This is a genomic window from Sphingomonadaceae bacterium OTU29LAMAA1, from assembly GCA_024072375.1.
Taxonomy (GTDB): Bacteria; Pseudomonadota; Alphaproteobacteria; order Sphingomonadales; family Sphingomonadaceae; genus Sphingomonas.
Genome location: CP099617.1, coordinates 3,875,136 through 3,892,831, shown reverse-complemented (window position 1 = coordinate 3,892,831; position 17,696 = coordinate 3,875,136). Strand labels below are relative to the sequence as shown.

General features: G+C 67.2%; 19 protein-coding genes. 11 read left to right on the top strand and 8 right to left on the bottom strand.

The window, feature by feature from the left end; translation table 11 throughout:
- Window positions 1-17: 17 nt before the first annotated feature.
- On the bottom strand, window positions 18-833 hold the full coding sequence (locus NF699_18770) for an LD-carboxypeptidase (GenBank protein ID USU05046.1): 816 nt from the start codon (window positions 831-833) through the stop codon (window positions 18-20).
- Window positions 834-899: 66 nt separating this feature from the next.
- On the opposite strand from NF699_18770, the gene NF699_18765 reads away from it, so the two are divergent.
- The 5 genes from NF699_18765 to NF699_18745 all read left to right on the top strand — a co-directional run bounded on the left by NF699_18765 (window position 900) and on the right by NF699_18745 (window position 4,179).
- Complete coding sequence (locus NF699_18765; protein ID USU05045.1) at window positions 900-2,327, top strand: Mur ligase family protein; 1,428 nt, start codon at window positions 900-902, stop codon at window positions 2,325-2,327.
- A 25-nt stretch (window positions 2,328-2,352) separates the two neighbouring features.
- Window positions 2,353-2,589, top strand: a complete 237-nt coding sequence (locus NF699_18760; GenBank protein USU05044.1) for a DUF6356 family protein — start codon at window positions 2,353-2,355, stop codon at window positions 2,587-2,589.
- Window positions 2,590-2,661: 72 nt separating this feature from the next.
- A complete protein-coding gene (locus NF699_18755) occupies window positions 2,662-3,066 on the top strand; it encodes a hypothetical protein (protein ID USU05043.1) in 405 nt (134 codons plus the stop codon).
- The gene (locus NF699_18750; GenBank protein ID USU05042.1) at window positions 3,063-3,266 is read left to right on the top strand and encodes a helix-turn-helix transcriptional regulator; all 204 of its coding nucleotides are present in this window, start codon (window positions 3,063-3,065) and stop codon (window positions 3,264-3,266) included. Before NF699_18755 ends, NF699_18750 begins: the two co-directional genes overlap by 4 nt.
- Window position 3,267: 1 nt before the next feature.
- Window positions 3,268-4,179: an alpha/beta hydrolase gene (locus tag NF699_18745; GenBank protein ID USU05041.1), complete on the top strand. Its 912-nt coding sequence runs from the start codon at window positions 3,268-3,270 to the stop codon at window positions 4,177-4,179.
- Window positions 4,180-4,302: 123 nt separating this feature from the next.
- On the opposite strand, the gene NF699_18740 is transcribed toward NF699_18745, so the two are convergent.
- On the bottom strand, window positions 4,303-5,073 hold the full coding sequence (locus tag NF699_18740; GenBank protein ID USU05040.1) for a molybdopterin-binding protein: 771 nt from the start codon (window positions 5,071-5,073) through the stop codon (window positions 4,303-4,305).
- A 51-nt stretch (window positions 5,074-5,124) separates the two neighbouring features.
- Between NF699_18740 and map the strand changes: the two genes are divergently transcribed.
- From map to dacB, 5 genes are all read left to right on the top strand, one after another.
- A complete protein-coding gene (map, locus tag NF699_18735) occupies window positions 5,125-5,952 on the top strand; it encodes a type I methionyl aminopeptidase (GenBank protein ID USU05039.1) in 828 nt (275 codons plus the stop codon).
- A gap of 40 nt (window positions 5,953-5,992) precedes the next feature.
- The gene (gene purL / locus NF699_18730; GenBank protein USU05038.1) at window positions 5,993-8,212 is read left to right on the top strand and encodes a phosphoribosylformylglycinamidine synthase subunit PurL; all 2,220 of its coding nucleotides are present in this window, start codon (window positions 5,993-5,995) and stop codon (window positions 8,210-8,212) included.
- 263 nt (window positions 8,213-8,475) lie between these two features.
- Window positions 8,476-8,646: a (2Fe-2S)-binding protein gene (locus NF699_18725; GenBank protein ID USU05037.1), complete on the top strand. Its 171-nt coding sequence runs from the start codon at window positions 8,476-8,478 to the stop codon at window positions 8,644-8,646.
- A gap of 118 nt (window positions 8,647-8,764) precedes the next feature.
- A complete protein-coding gene (bfr, locus tag NF699_18720; protein USU05036.1) occupies window positions 8,765-9,280 on the top strand; it encodes a bacterioferritin in 516 nt (171 codons plus the stop codon).
- A gap of 41 nt (window positions 9,281-9,321) precedes the next feature.
- Window positions 9,322-10,761 (top strand): D-alanyl-D-alanine carboxypeptidase/D-alanyl-D-alanine-endopeptidase, encoded by a 1,440-nt coding sequence (dacB, locus tag NF699_18715; protein USU05035.1) that lies wholly within the window; start codon window positions 9,322-9,324, stop codon window positions 10,759-10,761.
- Window positions 10,762-10,794: 33 nt separating this feature from the next.
- Here the strand turns inward: dacB and NF699_18710 are convergent, their stop codons facing one another.
- Complete coding sequence (locus NF699_18710; protein USU05034.1) at window positions 10,795-11,169, bottom strand: glycine zipper 2TM domain-containing protein; 375 nt, start codon at window positions 11,167-11,169, stop codon at window positions 10,795-10,797.
- A gap of 64 nt (window positions 11,170-11,233) precedes the next feature.
- Window positions 11,234-11,908 (bottom strand): peptidylprolyl isomerase, encoded by a 675-nt coding sequence (locus NF699_18705; protein USU05033.1) that lies wholly within the window; start codon window positions 11,906-11,908, stop codon window positions 11,234-11,236.
- A gap of 378 nt (window positions 11,909-12,286) precedes the next feature.
- On the opposite strand from NF699_18705, the gene NF699_18700 reads away from it, so the two are divergent.
- A complete protein-coding gene (locus NF699_18700) occupies window positions 12,287-12,985 on the top strand; it encodes a type 1 glutamine amidotransferase (protein USU05032.1) in 699 nt (232 codons plus the stop codon).
- Between the two features lie 17 nt (window positions 12,986-13,002).
- Here the strand turns inward: NF699_18700 and NF699_18695 are convergent, their stop codons facing one another.
- From NF699_18695 to der, 4 genes are all read right to left on the bottom strand, one after another.
- A complete protein-coding gene (locus NF699_18695) occupies window positions 13,003-14,007 on the bottom strand; it encodes a beta-lactamase family protein (GenBank protein USU05031.1) in 1,005 nt (334 codons plus the stop codon).
- Complete coding sequence (locus NF699_18690) at window positions 14,004-15,506, bottom strand: permease (GenBank protein USU05030.1); 1,503 nt, start codon at window positions 15,504-15,506, stop codon at window positions 14,004-14,006. Before NF699_18690 ends, NF699_18695 begins: the two co-directional genes overlap by 4 nt.
- A 288-nt stretch (window positions 15,507-15,794) precedes the next feature.
- Entirely contained in the window at window positions 15,795-16,217 is a 423-nt protein-coding gene (locus tag NF699_18685; GenBank protein ID USU05029.1) for an Hpt domain-containing protein, read from the bottom strand.
- A 92-nt stretch (window positions 16,218-16,309) separates the two neighbouring features.
- On the bottom strand, window positions 16,310-17,683 hold the full coding sequence (der, locus tag NF699_18680) for a ribosome biogenesis GTPase Der (protein ID USU05028.1): 1,374 nt from the start codon (window positions 17,681-17,683) through the stop codon (window positions 16,310-16,312).
- Between the last annotated feature and the right edge of the window lie 13 nt (window positions 17,684-17,696).

The window sequence follows — 17,696 nt, the reverse complement described above, 5'->3', positions numbered from 1 at the left end:
AGGAGGGGACCGGCCGCTCAAACCACCCCGAACGGCACCACCCTGTTGCTCTGCGTATGCCCCACGTCAGCCCTCCCCAGATACGGCACACCCAGATCCCCGCACCACCGCCGCACCATGAACTCCAGATTGTCCGCCCATTCCGGCTCGTTCGGCGTCACCGCGGTGATGCTGCCCAGCCGCACGCCGGCCAGCCCCTGCAATTGCGTCGCATGGCCCATATGGAACAGCAGCCGGTCAATATTGTACATCGGCTCCGACACCTCCTCGATCAGCAGCACGTGATCGGTCAGGTCGGGCAGATACGGCGTGCCGATCAGCGCACCCAGGATCGACAGGTTGAACGCCGCCGCCGGCCGCCCGTCCAGCCCCGGCTCCAGCCCTTGCCGGTCGCCCCGCGCCAGCCACCCGAGCGACCGCGCTACCGTCACGTCCCCGCCCTTGCGCCGTATATCGCTGGCCATCGGGCCATGACAGGGCCGCCCGATCCGCCGCGCGTACAGCGCGCCCAGCAGGAACCCCATGTCGGAATAGCCGAGATAGCTCTTGTGGCGCGCCGCCGGTCCCAGTTGCGGCATCACCAATGGCAGGATGCGGTTCGATCCATAGCCGCCACGCAGGAACCAGATCGCGTCGAACCCGGGATCATTGGCAAATTCGAGGAACGCGGACGCTCGCCGCGCATCGTCGCCGGCGAAATGGCCGGCGACCTCCCAGCATTGCGGATGCACGACCAGATCCACCTCGGGATAGGCCAATGCGGCGAAGGCGAGGAACGGCGCCTCGGCATCCTTGTTGCCGATGCTGGCCGGCGCCACCACTCCAATGCGCATCGTGTCGTTACCCCGGCTCGTCCACAGAGCCTTGCCCCTGCGTCGCGGCGTCGATAGCGCGGGCGGATGACCAACGGCAACATCCGGGGCTCCGTCGGGGGCAAGCGCTTCTTCCTCGTGGGGATCGGCGGGTCGGGGATGATGCCGCTCGCCACGATCCTGCGCGGCCGCGGCGCCATCGTCGAAGGGTCCGACCGCGGCCTCGACCAGGGCCGCGTTCCCGCCAAGTTCGACAGCCTGCGCGCGCGGGGTATCGGCCTGTTCCCACAGGACGGCAGCGGCATCGTGTCGGCCGACCAGATCGTCGTCGCCTCCGCCGCGGTCGAGGCGACGGTGGCGGACATCGTCGCGGCGGAACGGGTCGGCTGCACCCGCCTCAGCCGCGCCGACCTGCTCTCCACCCTGTTCAACCAGAGCCGCCTGCCGATCGGAGTCGCCGGCACCAGCGGCAAATCGACCGTCACCGGCATGATCGGCTGGGTTCTGCAAGCGAGCGGCGGCGATCCGACGGTGATGAACGGCGCGGTGATGAAGAACTTCGCCCATCACGACGCGCAATTCGCCAGCGCATTGGTCGGCGCCGGCGAGGCCTTCGTCAGCGAGGTGGACGAAAGCGACGGCTCGATCGCCAACTACCGCCCGCGCATCGCCGTCCTCAACAACGTCAGCCTCGACCACAAGGGGCTGGACGAACTCCGCCGCCTGTTCGCCGACTTCATCGCCAAGGCGGAGACGGCGATCGTCAACCTCGACAACGACGACGCCGCCGCGCTGGCCCGCACGCTTCCGGCGGAGCGGATCGCCAGCTTCGGCCTCGACCGCGACGCCGATTTCGCCGCGCGGCAGATCGTCGAGGCGCCATTCTCGGTGACGTTCGACCTGATCGCGGCGGGGAACACCGCCATCCCGGTGACGTTGCAGGTACCGGGCCGCCACAATGTTGCCAACGCGCTCGCCGCGATCGCCGCCGCGGTCGCCGCCGGCGTACCGCTGACGCGGGCCGCAGAGGCGATCGGCGGCTTCACCGGGCTGCGCCGCCGTTTCGATCTGGTCGGCGAAGCGGGCGGCATCGCGGTGATCGACGATTTCGGCCACAACCCCGACAAGATCGCCGCGACGCTCGACACGCTCCACGCCTTCCCCGGCCGCCTGCTCGTCCTGTTCCAGCCGCACGGCTATGGCCCGCTGAAGGTGATGCGGCGTGAATTGGTGGAGATGTTCGCCGCTCGGCTCGCCCCCGCAGACGTGCTGGTGCTGCCCGACCCCGTCTACCAGGGCGGCACCGTCGCGCGCGAGGTCGGCAGCGCGGAGATCGTCGCGGACGTCGCCGCTGCCGGCCGCGAGGCGGTCCACATCCCCGATCGCGCCGCCGCCGCCGACCGCCTCGTCGCGATGGCACGGCCGGGCGACCGCATCGTCGTGATGGGCGCGCGCGACGACACGCTCAGCCTGCTCGCCGCCGACATGCTGGCCGGGCTCGCCGCAAAGGCTTAGACTGGCCGTCGGAAGGAACGCTGCGATGAACCCCTTCACCGATCACCCGGCCTCGGTCGGCGAAAGCTACCCCGAACATCTGCGCGTCGCGACCGGCTTCGGCGTCCGCATGATCGCGGGCGGCGTCGCAGCCGTGCTGCACGGCGTCTTCCCGTTCCTGTTCAAGACCACCGGCAGCCGCACGATCGAGGCGCTGCACGGCAAGATCGTCGCGAAGCGCGGCGACGCGGTGCAGCAACGATCGGTCGAGTTCATCATCTGATGTAAAGCGCACTTGACGTAAAGCTGACTTTCCATGTAAAGCTTCCTTCACAACGAATCGAAGGAGGTTCTCATGGTCGCATCGCCTGCCCAGCGTCGGTACAACCGTCGCATCATCATCCTCTCCATCGTCTACGCTGCCGTGCTGATGCCGGTGTGCTGGCTGTTCGCGCGCCATCTGGTGTCCGGCCCGGTCGCCTATGTTCTGGGTATTCTGCCCGCCGTGCCGGTATGCGGATTCTTCGTCGTCATCGGTCTCTATTTCGCCGACGAACGCGACGAATACGTTCGCATGCTGATGGCACGCCAGTCGCTGATCGCGACCGGGATCACCATGACGGCAGCGACCTTCTGGGGCTTCCTGGAAAACTTCGATCTGGTGCCGCATGCCGTCGCCTACGTCTGGCCGATCGTCTGGTTCGGCGGTCTCGGTATCGGCGGCTGCGTCAACAAGCTGTCCTATGGCCGGGCGGCATGAACAACCACCTGCGCGATCTGCGCGCGACCCGCGGCTGGAGCCAGCAGCATCTCGCCGAACAGCTCGAGGTCAGCCGCCAGAGCGTCAATGCCATCGAGACGGGCCGCTACGACCCGTCGCTTCCCCTCGCCTTCAAGATCGCCGAGCTGTTCGAGCTCGCCATCGAAGACGTCTTCGTCAGCCCGTCCAGGGAGAATTGATATGATCCGTGCCACTCATTGGGGCCTGCGCCTCGCCGCCTCGGCCCTGACGCTGGGCATCGTGCTCCAGCCCACCCCCGGCCATGCCGCCACCGCTGCGCCTGCGATCCAGATGCCGCACATCTCGGTGGTCGCAACGGGCAAGGGAACGCCGGTGATCCTGATCCCCGGCCTGTCCTCGCCACGCGCCGTGTGGGACGGGGTCGTGCCGATACTGGCGAAGGATCACCGGGTCTATACGGTGCAGGTCAACGGCTTCGGCGGCGACGCACCGGGGGCGAACCTGTCGCCGGGCGTGCTCGACGGCATCGTCGCGGACCTGCACACGCTGATCGGCAAGGAGAAGATCGCCAGTGTCGCACTGGTCGGCCATTCGATGGGCGGTCTCGCCGCGCTGATGCTGGCGAAGGCGCATCCCGCGGACGCCGGCAAGCTGATGATCGTCGATTCGCTGCCCTTCATCGGCACGCTGTTTTCGCCCGCCGCCACCGTCGCGATGATCGAGCCGCGGGCGAAGGCGATGCGCGATATGCAGGCCGCCAGCTATGGCAAGCCAGCCAACGACGCCATGGCGACCGCCACCGCAAACCAGCTCGCGTCGAAGCCGGCATCGCGGGCGAAGGTCGTGTCATGGGTGAAAGCCGCCGACCCGCGCGTGTCGGCGCAGGCGATGTACGAGGACATGACGACCGACCTGCGCCCGGCGATGAAGCAGATCGCGACACCGATCACCTTGGTCTATCCATGGAGCGACGCCGGTCCGACCAGAACCGCCGCGGAGGGGCTGTACAAGACGGCCTATGCCGACGCCCCGCACGTGACATTCGTGGATGTCGGCGACGCGGCGCATTTCGTGATGCTGGACCAGCCGGAGCGCTTCGAGGCAGCTTTAACGGCGTTTCTGGCGAAGTAGCCTCACCCGGCGCGCCCTCGACTCCCTCCCTCTCCAGCCGGGAGAGGGAGGGAGCCGCGTTAGCCGCGGAAGGTTGCGGCCGGTGCGATCAGTCAGTGGCAAGCCATTGGCCAGACACCCAAATCAGATCCCGCCCGCGAACACCTCGCGCCCGGTCGCCTCGAGCTCCCGCGTGAGGTCCGTCAGGCACGCCTCGACCAGCCCCGCATCCGGACTGCGCACCACGAAATTCGCGCCCGTCCGCCCTTCGCGGAAGAACGGGTATGATCCGATCGCCACGCCCTCGTGCGCCTTCTCGGCGTTACGGAGCAGGTCGGCGACCTCGCTCTCGCCCACCCAGCAGCCGATCGTGCCCGACACCACCGGACGTCCGCCCTCCAGCGTACCGGTCAGCGCATCCAGCATGCCGGCGGTGATGTGCGGCACGCCAGCCATGATGAAGATGTTGCCGATGTGGATGCCCGGCGCGCCCGACACCTTGTTGACGATCAGCCCCGCGCCCGCCGGCACCCGCGCCATCCGCGCCCGCGCCTCGGTCAGCCCGCCGCGGGTTTCGTAATAGCGCTCCAGCACCGCCAGCGCTTCCGGGTGATGCTCCACCGCAACGCCCAGTGCCGCGGCGATCGCGTCGACGGTGATGTCGTCGTGCGTCGGGCCGATCCCGCCGGTGGTGAACAGATAATCGTTGCGCGCGCGCAGGACGTTCACCGCCTCGACGATCGCCTCCGTCCGATCGGCGACGACGCGCACCTCGGCCAGGCGGATACCCTGCACGTTGAGCCAGCTCGCCAGCTGGGCGATGTTCTTGTCCTGCGTGCGACCGGACAGGATCTCGTCGCCGATCACGATCAGCGCGGCGGTCCAGATGCGTTCCTGCGGTGTGCCCTGCTCCATGGCCTCGCCATAGCCTCGCAAAATCGTCGCGACCACGCTATATCGTCGGGCATGACCGAATACGTAACCGTGACCTCAGACGCGCCGGAAGGGCGCACCGGCGCCATCAAACTGCGTGGCCCGGCGGCCTTTGCCGGTATGCACAAGGCCGGGCGCCTTGCCGCCGAAACGCTCGACATGCTGACCCCGCACATGGTGCCGGGTGTCACGACTGCCGAGGTCGACAAGCTGATCTACGACTTCATCCTCGCGGGCGGCGGCGTTCCCGCGACGCTCGGCTATCGCGGCTACACCCATTCCACCTGCATCTCGATCAATCACGTCGTCTGTCACGGCATCCCGAGCGAGAAGACGCTCAAATCCGGGGATATCGTCAACGTCGACGTGACGCCGATCATCGACGGCTGGCACGGCGACACCAGCCGGATGTACCTGATCGGCGACGTGCCGCTAAAAGCGAAGCGGCTGGTCGAGGTGACCTACGAATGCCTGATGCTCGGCATCGAACAGGCGAAGCCGGGCAACCACATGGGCGATGTCGCCAACGCGATCCAGCGGCATGCGGAGAAGCACCGCTATGGCGTCGTGCGCGATTTCTGCGGCCATGGCGTCGGCCGGCTGTTCCACGATGCGCCAGAAGTCGTCCATGTCGGCAAGCCCGGCACCGGCCCCGAGCTGAAGCCCGGCATGATCTTCACGATCGAACCGATGATCAACATCGGGCGGCCCGACGTGAAGCTGCTCGACGACGGCTGGACGGCGGTGACGCGCGACCGCTCGCTGTCGGCGCAGTTCGAACATTCGATCGGCATCACCGAGGACGGGTGCGAGATCTTCACCTCGTCTCCCGCCGGATACCACCAGCCGCCGTTCGCCTGATGGGGTGACGCCCGCGCCCGCTCAAGCTATGGGCGCGGGCATGACCGAGATCACGCCCCAGATCGTCGCCGACCACGGCCTGTCCACGCAAGAATATGAGCGCGTCCTGACCGCGCTCGGCCGCGAGCCGAACCTCGTCGAACTCGGCATCTTCTCGGTCATGTGGTCCGAGCATTGCAGCTATAAATCGAGCCGCATCCACCTGAAGAAGCTGCCGACGGAAGGGCCGCAGGTCATCTGCGGGCCGGGCGAGAATGCCGGCGTGATCGATATCGGCGACAATCAGGCGGCGATCTTCAAGATGGAGTCGCACAACCACCCATCGTACATCGAGCCCTATCAGGGCGCGGCGACCGGCGTCGGCGGTATCCTGCGCGATGTGTTCACGATGGGCGCGCGGCCGATCGCCAACATGAACGCACTGCGCTTCGGATCGCCGACCCATCCGAAGATGCGCCATCTGATCAGCGGCGTCGTCCATGGCATCGGCGGCTACGGCAATTGCGTCGGCGTGCCGACCGTGGGCGGCGAGGTCAACTTCCACCCCGCCTATGACGGCAACATCCTCGTCAACGCGATGACGGTCGGCATCGCCGATCAGGACAAGATCTTCTATTCCGCCGCCAGCGGCATTGGCAATCCGATCGTGTATGTCGGATCGAAGACCGGCCGCGACGGCATCCACGGCGCGACCATGGCGAGCGCGGACTTCGGCGAGGACGCCGATGCCAAGCGCCCGACCGTGCAGGTCGGTGACCCCTTTACCGAAAAGTTGCTGATCGAGGCGTGTCTGGAGCTGATGGCGACCGACGTGATCGTCGCGATCCAGGACATGGGCGCGGCCGGCCTCACCTCGTCGTCGGTCGAAATGGCGTCGAAGGGCGGCGTCGGCATCGAACTGGTGATGGACGACGTGCCGCAGCGCGAAACCGGCATGACGCCATACGAGATGATGCTCTCCGAATCGCAGGAGCGCATGCTGATGGTGCTCAAGCCCGGCCGCGAGGGTGAGGCGGAGGCGATCTTCCGCAAATGGGCACTCGACTTCGCTGTCATCGGCCATGTCACCGATACCGAGCGGATGGTGCTGAAGTGGCAGGGCGAGGTCGTCTGCGACATCCCGCTCGGGCCGCTCGCCGACGAGGCACCGCTGTACGATCGTCCGCACGTGCCGACGCCGAAGCCCACGCCGTTGGAGAACGTGCCGGAAAGCAACGACATCGCCCGCGACCTGCTGACGCTGATGGGGTCGCCCGACGTCGCCAGCCGCCGCTGGATCTGGGAGCAATACGACCACATGGTCGGCGCCGACACCGTGCAGGCGCCCGGCGGCGACAGCGCCGTCGTCCGCGTCCACGGCACCGACAAGGCGCTGGCGATAACCACTGACTGCACCCCGCGCTATTGCTTCGCCGACCCGGTCGAGGGCGGCAAGCAGGCCGTCGCCGAGGCATGGCGCAACCTGACCGCGGTCGGCGCGACGCCGCTCGCGATCACCAACTGCCTCAACTTCGCCAACCCGCAGCGGCCGGAGATCATGGGCCAGATCGTCGGCTGCCTCGACGGCATGGCGCAGGCGTGCCGCGCCTTGGACTTCCCGATCGTGAGCGGCAACGTGTCGCTCTACAACGAATCGAAGGCGACCGGCGGCGGCTCGGCGATCCTGCCGACCCCGGCGATCGGCGGCGTCGGCCTGCTCAAGGACTGGACGAGGAACGCGACGATCGCGTTCAAGGGCACCGGCGACATGATCCTCGTCGTTGGCGCGCGTGGCGGTCACCTCGGCCAGTCGCTGTACCTGCGCGAATGCCATGGCCGCGAGGAAGGCCCGCCCCCGCCGGTCGATCTCGACGCGGAGCGCAAGGCCGGGGACCTGATCCGCACCGCAATTGCGGATGGCTGGCTGTCCGCAGTCCATGACGTGTCCGATGGCGGCATCGCGGTGACGGTCGCCGAAATGGCGCTGGCGGGCGGCATCGGGGCGATGATCGATCGCAAGCAACCCTTCGGCTGCGCCCGGTCGTTCTTCGCCGAGGATCAGGGCGTGTACGTCGTCACCATCCACGATCACGCCCTGCTCGACTTCCTCGGCGCGGCGCATGCGGCGGGCGTCGAGGCGGAGCCGCTCGGTCGCACCGGTGGCAAGCGCCTGATCTTCGAACGCCCAGATCGTGACGACGTGGTGGCGCTGGATGCGCTGCGCGAGGCGCACGAGGGCTTCTTCCCCAAGCTGATGGGCGCCGACGCCGCGCTGGCGTAAACTGACGGCATTCCTCCCCCGCCAGGGGGAGGGGGACCGTTCGGCGCCAGCCGAATGGTGGAGGGGGAGGTAAGCGACGCATTCCATTATTGGATTGGTCGCTTACCTCCCCCTCCGTCAGCTTCGCTGCCACCTCCCCCTTGCGGGGGAGGACTGAAGGCCGTTGCGACGAACCGTGCGTCAGCGACTGCGAATCAGTCGCATATTCACTTGCGAGCGCCTCGCATTAGCCCTATTCGATGGGGCGAAGCGAAGGAGCATCCATGGTCGTCTGCGTGTGCAATGCCATCCGGGAATCCCAGGTCCGCGCCGCCGCGCGCAGCGGCTGCATGACAGCGTGTCAGGCGTATCGCTCGCTCGGCTGTCAGGCGAAATGCGGGCAATGCACCGTGGTAGCGCGAGCCATTATCGATACCGAACGCGCTGCTGCATAACGTTCGCAGCATCTGAAACCCGCAGAAATCCGCCATTTTCAGGGTTGCGGCCACGGCCATTTGACGCCTAGACCGGCTCCGTAACGGATGATCCGAAAAGGGTAAGAAAGTCATGGCGATGAAGGGCGACCCACGGGTCATCGAATTCCTGAACGAAGCGCTCAGGAACGAACTGACTGCAATCAACCAATATTGGCTCCACTACCGGATGCTCGACCATTGGGGCGTCTACAAGCTCGCCCAATACGAGCGGATGGAATCGATCGACGAGATGAAGCACGCCGACTGGCTGTCGGAGCGCATCCTGTTCCTCGATGGCCTGCCCAACTTCCAGCTGCTCGGTCGCCTGCGCATCGGCGAAACCGTCGAGGAGGTGCTTAAGTCCGACCTCGCGATGGAACTGGAAGCGGTCGAACAGCTGAAGGGCGCGATCGCCTATTGCGAAGAGGTACGCGACTATATCAGCCGCGACCTGTTCGCCCGCATCCTCGCCAGCGAGGAAGAGCATGTCGACACGCTGGAGCGCCAGTTCGAGATGATCGAGCGCATGGGTATCCACAACTACATCCAGCTGAATTCGATCAGCGAGCACGATTCGCCGAAGTCCGGCGCTGCTCCCTATCTGAAGGGCTGACCGGCTTGCGCATCGGACGGCGGCGGGTACGCTGTCGTCCGATGCGGGCAATTGCGATCCTTGCAGCGGCGACGACGCTGCTGACGACACCGGCAGCGGCGGACGAGCCGACGACGTTGCAGGATCGCGTGGCCGCCATCTTGCGGGCGAACGGACCCGGCACGCGCTTCGGACTGGTCGTCCTCGACGATACCGGCCGCGAGATCGTCGCGATCGCGCCTGACGACCGCTTCGTTCCCGCGTCCAACACCAAGATCGCGACGACCGCCGCCGCATTCGATTCGCTCGGTGACGTCACCCTGCCCGACACGGATGCCGGCGCGACTGTCAGGGTCGAAGGCGCGGACGTGATTCTCGCCGGACATGGCGATGCCCGATTGTCGAGCGCGACGGATTGTATCGACGATTGCCTTTCAACGCTGGCCGATGCGGTCGCCGCACGGACACGGCGCGTGCGCGATGTGATCGGCGACGACAGCCTGTTCCCGGACCAGCGCTGGAGCCCCGGCATGAGCTGGAACAACATCCCTACCCGATCGGGCACCGGTGTGTCGGCGCTGACGCTGGACGACAATGAATTGCGTGTCACCGTCACGCCTTCGCCCGACGGACACGGTGTGGCGCTCATCGCAGCCCTGCCCTATTTCATGATCGACAACCGCATCACGACGGGCGGCCGGACTGCGATCTCCTACGATCGGATGCCGGGCAGCCGGACCTTGCGCCTCGACGGCACCATTGCACCGGGTTCCGCCCCGGAGACGTTGCGCGTCGGCATCGACGACCCGGCCGATTATGCCGCGTGGCGCCTCCGGACAATGCTGCTGGCACGGGGCGTTCGCGTCGCGGGAATGGTGCGGGTTCGCCATCGTGCGGCTGGCCCCGACGACGATCCTGTCCTGCGCGGCGCTGCGCCCGTCGTCCGGCCGCCCGCCCCTCCGGCGCTCGCCCGCGCGATCCCTCTCCCGCTGACCGGGGATCTGCTGCTGACCAACCGGGTGAGCCAGAATCTGCACGCGGAGTTGCTGCTGCGCAGGATCGGCCGGATCGACGGCAGCGGATCGATCGCCGATGGACAGGTCCGCATCGCGGCGATGTTGGCGCGCGCCGGGGTGGAACGCTGGCGATACGACTTTGCCGATGGCTCGGGCATGTCGAGCTACAATCGGATGTCGCCGCGCGGCATGGCGCGGTTCCTCCGCTGGACGCAGACCCGGCCATGGGGCTCGGCGTGGCAGGCGACGCTGCCGGTGGGGGGCGTGGACGGCACTTTACGGCGGCGGTTCGCAGGCACGGCGCTGGCTGGCCGGCTGCGTGCGAAGACGGGAACGCTCAACGCCGCGTCGGCGCTGTCCGGCTTCATGCAGGCGCGCAGCGGGCGCAATCTCGTTTTCGCGAGTTTCGCCAACGACATGCCTGCGGATGCGTCGGCGAGCGCAGCCGTCGATGCGGCCTTGTTGCTGATCGCCGACGCGTATTGAAGGCGGGCGGCCTCGTGGCCGCCCTGTCTCACATCAACGGCACTTTACGTTGCCGCGATCGATCGACCGACCCAGTACCGCGCCGCCGCCGGCACCGAGCAATGTGCCAAGCGTGCCGCCGCCGACCAGATTCCCGAGCACGCCGCCGCCCAATGCGCCGACCACCAGCCCGGTCGTGCCGTCGTTGCGCCGGCAATAGGCCCGTCCATCACGGCCCTTGTAGATCCGGTCGTTGCGTCCGAGGCGCCGCTCGCGATACTTGCCCGACCGGTAATGCTGCGACGGTTCCCAGTTGCGGCCCCTGTCACCCTGCCAGCGATAGTCGCCGCGCTGTGCGGCGGCAGGCTCCATCGCGACCGGCGATACCATCGCCACTGCGGCCAGCAGGCTTAGCAATCCAGTCTTCATCGGTGATCCTCCTCATGATGATGCTGGATAACCGCACGACCGGAATTTGGTTGCTCATCCTGTCCTATCTTGGTGCCGGTCGAGCCGGCGCAGGCTTTGCCGCGGCCGGTTTCGTCTTCACCAGCCACGGCTTGACCAGACCGGTGGGGTGCGGCGTGCCGTTCAGCCGGCGGGCGGCGATCAGCTTGATCGGACGGAGCAATAACTGCCCGCCCATGCCGCCACCCGTCGGCAGCGCCAGGATACGCTTCACCACCGGCATTCCCGACACGACGTGGCCGAACGCCGCATAGCCGGGGTAGGCGCCCTTCGCGTCCATGCTGGGCATCGGACCGACGGTGATGAAGAAATTGCCGCCCGCCGATCCCGCATCCGCGCGGCGCGCCATCGAAATCGTGCCGTCGACATGCCTGATCCCCGTCATCGCCGTCGTTTCCAGCGGGAACGGCGGCAGGATGCGGCGCGCGTCGGTGCGGATGCCGCCCTGGATGAAGCCATAGGTCGGCGCGCTGCGATTGCGTGCGGAGCGATAGAAGCTCATCCCGTCGAAACGCTTGTCGTCGACATAGCCCATGAAATTGGCGACCGTTTTCGGCGCGCGCCGTGCCTCCAGCGCCAGCACGATCGGGCCATAAGGGGTTTCGAGACGCACCCGGACGATCGCCGGTTCACGCGGCGCGGCGGCAGACGCTGCTGTCGACAGCGCTGCAACCGCGAAGATGGTGGAAAAAATATGCATGATCGATCCCGGCTATGAGAATGACAGGCGGCGCGCAACCATCGGCACGTTGGCAATGATAGCGCTACGATTGCACGGCACGAACGCTGGATTGCGTATTTTGCAATTGCATGAACCCGTGCTGCGATGCACAACGACTGTGCCTTTCAGGCATCCTCTCCTAAAAACTTTCCGGCCGGTCTTTGACCGGTCTTTTTTTTGTTCGCGTTCCGGCGTAGGCCGCATCCGTCCAGAACGCACCGTCAACGAGATATATGGAGCGGAGCCCGCCGGTGAAACCGGCAGCGGTGCGTTGGGGACGCGGGGGATCGAGTCCATCGGCGTATCCGGATTCTCCCCCGCTGTATCCTGCGACGGCATCGGTCGGACCATTCGCTCATGCATATCGGTATTCTCGAAACCGGCGCACCACCCGGCGATCTTTCGGAACAGCACGGCGATTACGCCGGCATGGTCGCACGGCTGCTGGGTCCGGACCACCTCTACACCCGCTATGACGTTCGCGCCGGCGGCCTGCCCGGCGATCCGGGCGAATGCGACGCCTATGTCGTCACCGGATCCGCGGCCGGGGTCAACGACGGCCTGCCATGGACCGGATCGCTTGCCGCCTTCCTGCGCGCCGCACGCGGGCGTGCCCGCCTGATCGGCATCTGTTTCGGGCATCAGGCGATCGCACACGCCTTCGGTGGACGCGTCGAAAAAGCCCCGCAGGGATGGGGTCTCGGCATCACGCGCTACGTGCTGGAACGGCCGATCGCCGGACTGCCGCCACAGGTCGCGGCGATGGCCTCGCATCAGGATCAGGTGATCGAACCGCCCGCCGGAGCCACGGTGATCGCGTCGACCGCCTTCACCCCCTGTGCCGCACTCGCCTATCCGCACGGCGAGGCGCTGACGTTGCAATTCCATCCCGAATTCGACGCCGCTTATGGTCGCGCCCTGATCGGCGCACATGCCGCTCCCGATATCGACGACGCGTTGCGCAGCCGCGCGCTGGGATCGATGGCGGCACCAGGCGACAATGCCGCCATCGGCGATTGGCTCAACCGCTATCTCGCGACCGGATCGATCGACTGAGCGCGTCCCGACCGGCGTCAGACGGCGTCATATGCGGCGATCACCGCATCGCCGACCGCGGGACGCAAGGCGAAGATGCCGCTGTCGCGATGCCGCGTCGGATGCACCCGGTTGGTCAGCAACGTCCAGGCAAGGCCGCGATCCATGTCGATCCACAGCCCCGTGCCGGTGAAGCCGGTGTGGCCTATCGTCCGGTCCGAACAGGCCTCCCCGCCATGCCAGCCGGCGAAGCGCCGCTCCCAGCCGCAGGTGCGGTCGCCCTGCTGCCGCTCGACGATCGCCTGCAACTGCGCGGGTGACGCACCGGTGCCGTCGAGCAATCCCCGCGCGAAATCGAGCACGCCGTCGACGGTGCCGAACAAGCCGGCATGTCCCGCCGCACCGCCCAGTGCCGCCGCATTTTCGTCATGCACGTCGCCGCAAAGCACCCGACCGCGCCACGGGCACGCCTCGGTCGCCACGACCGGGCCGTCGACCGGAGCATATCCCAACCCCTCGGGTAACGGCCAGGCGCGCAGCGGCGCACCGGTGATCCGCTCGATCGCGATGCCGAGCAGGATGAAGTTGATGTCGGAATAGACCGCCGGCCCTGCCGGCCATTCGCGTTGCAGGACGAACGCGCGCAGCCGCTGTGGATCGTCGCCGTACGTGTAGATCGGCGCCACCGCCGGCAGATGCGTCCGGTGACACAGGCAGTCGCGAAACGTCAGCTGCCGCTCCGCCGCCCCCTCCACGTCATATTGCCGCAGATCCGGGATCGCGTCGGTCAGCGGGCGATCGAGCCCGATCCGCCCCTGTTCGGCGAGCGTCAGGATCATCGTCGTCGTCGCGATCACCTTGGTCAGCGAAGCGAGATCGAACCAGTGATCGCGGGTCAGCAACTCCTGTCCGGGCACCAGCACAGCATGCCCGGCCGTTCGCACCGCACGCACACCCGCGCGGGTCACCAGCCCCAATATCGCGCCGGGCAGGTCTCCCCGTGCCACCGCCGCCGCGGCGGGTGCGAAGGCCACGTCGATCACGCGGCCGTGTCGTCGGCATGAGGGCGCAGGCGCGTCACCCACGGCAGCAGCACGATCGCCGCCAGGCTGAGCGCACCGGACAGCAGGAAGAATCCGTCATAGCCGATCGCCGCCTGCATCGACCCCGATGCCCCCGCCAGCAGCCGCGGCAACAGAAAGGCGAACCCCGACAGGAACGCATATTGCGCGCCCGGATAGCGCGGATTGACCAGCATCGAGAGGTAGACGACGAACACCGCCCCCGCGAACCCGTTGCCGAACTGATCGAGTGCCGTCGCCACATAGAGCACGGCGGTGCCGGCGGGCTGGTGCGCCAGCCACACGAACCCCCAATTGCCCAACGCCGCCAGCAATGCGCCGAGCGCCAGCGCCCATCCCTGTCGCCAGCGCGTCGCCAGCCAGCCGCCCAGCGCCACGCCCGCCATGCTCGCCGCCAACGCCACCGCGCCGTCCGCGATACCGATCGCCCGCAGGCTATAGCCCGCCGCCTTCACCAGCGGCTTGGACAGGGTCAGCGCCAGCACGTCGCCCATGCGATAGAGCGAGACGAACGCAAGCACCGCCAGCGCGCCATAGCCATATCGCCAGAATACATCGACATACGGACCGACCGCCGCCGATCGGCGCAGTGGATCCTGCGGCGCGGCGCGGCGGATACGGGGCAAGGCCAGCGCCATCGCGACGAAGGGCAACAGGCAGACGATCAGCACCGCCGGCGTCACGTTGCTGCGCGAATCGATGCCCCACGCATCGGCCACGCTCAGCACGATCCACCCGATCATGCCGGCCGCGGCCGCCACACCCAGCAGGATCAGCACGCTCGCCGCCAGTCCGGTCGCGAGTGCCACCATCCGCCCACCCCCGCCGGCCACGTCGGGTCGCATCGTCGCAAGGATGGGAAACGGTACGAATGCGGCGGCGGCGATCAACAGGTAAGCGGCCGCCCACCCTGCCCCGTCGGCGAAGATCAGCGCACCGCTGCCCGCCGCGACCATCGCACTGCGATAGCCCCACAGATTGGCGGCCACGATCGGCCCCTGGTCGCCTGCGGTCGGCGCAACCTCGATCCGCCATGCATCCGCCGCGACCTCCAGCGTCGTCGTCCAGAACGCCAGCAGCACTGCCGCCAATGCGGTCAGCGGCAGGCTGCGATCGTCGCTGCCGATCGCCAGCGCGACCAGCGACGTCGCGATGCCGAACTGCGCGAGCATGATCCACCCGCGCCGCTTGCCCCAGAACCGCGCGAAGCCGGGCACGCCGACACGATCCAGCAGTGGCGCCCACAGGAACTTGGCGGTCGGCAACAGCGTGATCCAGGCGAAGAAGCCGATCACGACCAGCCCGACGCCATGCTGCGTCAGCCGCAGCGCCAGCACCGTGGAGAACATGTAGAACGGCAAGCCGGCGGAAAAGCCGAGCAGCCCGAACAGCAACAGTCGCGACCGGTCGACCGCGCGTGGCACCATCTCGTCGGCAGCGCTGACGCCGGCTAGGGGCATGACGGACCGTGCGAAAGGGCGATGATCACCCCGAAGCTATGCGCGCGCCGCCATCGTCCGTCGAGAGGCGGCCCGCCAGGGCTTGGCACGCCGTCACCGGCATCGGTGGTGTGGAAATCCCGGCGCGGCGACACGAACCGGTTGCCGGAATGCTGTCATCCCGGGAACGCCGAGGCCATCGGGCACATCCCGATGCCGCTCCGGATTTCTCCGCTATTTTCGCGATGACGGATCGATAACCGACGGACAATCGTGCGGGTCAGTGCGCCACCGCCGCGGAACCCTCACTCAAAGACCCGCGGGCTTGCGTCCGAATCCACTGCCCGCGGGGCGCCGCGACACCAGCGGATTGGCCTCGCGTTCCAGCAGATTGAGCGTTTCGAAGAACAGCGGGCGCAACCGGACGACGTGCTCAAGCGCCTCTTCGCAGGTATCCTGACGCTCGACGCAATCGCGCGCGATCTCCTCGATCGTCTCGGCCAGTGCCGCCAGCGGATCGGCGCCGAACTGCCGTGATTCCCCCTTCAGCGTATGCGCGGGGATGACCATCGCGGCGGCGCTGTTGCTGCGCATCGCCTGTTCGATCGCGGCGACCGATTTGATGCCGTCCTCGCGAAAATAGCCGAGGATGCGCACGAACCCGGCACCGAGCTCACTTCGCGCCTGCGCGAACGCCGCCCAATCCACCAACGTGCTGCCTACGAACGACACTGCCTTCTCCCTCGGCCCCGGGCCCGACCCCACTCAGGTTCGGCCCGGTGTTACCTGCACATCGGTAAACATGACGTTGCCGAGCGCTCGACCTAATCCTTATTGTCGAACGGATTCTTGGGAGCGCGAAACGTGATCCGCACCGGAACCGCGCCGAAGCCGAGTTCCTTGCGCATCGAATTGACCAGATAGCGTTCGTAGCTCGCCGGCAGCTGGTCGACGCGCGTGCCGAAGATCACGAAGCTGGGCGGCCGCGTCTTCACCTGCGTCACGTAACGCATCTTGATCCGCTTGCCGCCCGGTGCAGGCGGCGGGTTCGCCTCGATCGCGCGTTCGAACCAGCGGTTCATTTCGCCCGTACCGACCCGCTTCGACCACGCCTCGCGCGTGTCGAAACATGCCTGGATCAGCTGGTCGATGCCCTTGCCGGTCGCACCCGACACAGTCATCACGGTGACGCCCTTCACCTGGCTGAGGCCGTCCTCCAGCGCCCGCTTGACGCCATTGAACAGCGACGACGCATTCTCGGCGATATCCCATTTGTTCAGCGCGATGACGAGCGCGCGGCCCTCTTCCAGCACCTTGTCGGCGATGCGCAGATCCTGCGCCTCCAGCCCCAGCGTCGCGTCGAGCAGCAGCACGACGACCTCCGCGAAATCGACCGCGTGCAGCGCGTCGGCGACCGAAAGCTTTTCCAGCTTGTCCTGCACCTTGGCGCGCTTGCGCATGCCGGCCGTGTCGATCAGCCGTACGGGGCGGGGCTCGCCCTTCGGATCCTGCCACAGCCAGTCGACCGCAATCGAATCGCGGGTGATGCCGGCTTCCGGACCGGTGATCATCCGGTCCTCGCCCAGCATGCGGTTGATCAGCGTCGACTTGCCCGCATTCGGCCGGCCGACGATCGCCAGCTTCAGCGGTGCGTCGGGACGATCGTCGTCCTCTTCCTCCGGCATGGCGGCCATCGCGCGCTCCAGATGCGGCAGCAGCGCCTCGAACAGGTCGCCCATGCCCTCGCCATGCTCGGCGGACAGCTGAACGGGGTCACCGAAACCGAGGGCCAGCGATTCGAGGATACCCTGCTCGCCCGCCTTTCCTTCCGCCTTGTTCGCGGCGAGGATCACCGGGGTGGACGACGACCGCAGCCAGCGCGCGATCTCTTCGTCGAGCGGCACGATGCCGGCGCGTGCGTCGAACAGGAACAGGGCGACATCGGCCTGCCCGATCGCCGCTTCGGTCTGCAATCGCATCCGGCCGGGTAGCGTCTGCGCGTCGTGATCCTCGTAGCCCGCGGTATCGATGACGCGGAAATCGAGACCGATCAGGTGCGCATCGCCTTCACGCCGGTCGCGGGTGACGCCGGGCCGATCATCGACCAGCGCGAGTTTCTTGCCGACGAGACGGTTGAACAGCGTCGACTTGCCGACATTCGGACGGCCGACGATCGCGACGATAGGGAGACGGGACATCCCGCGCTCCTAG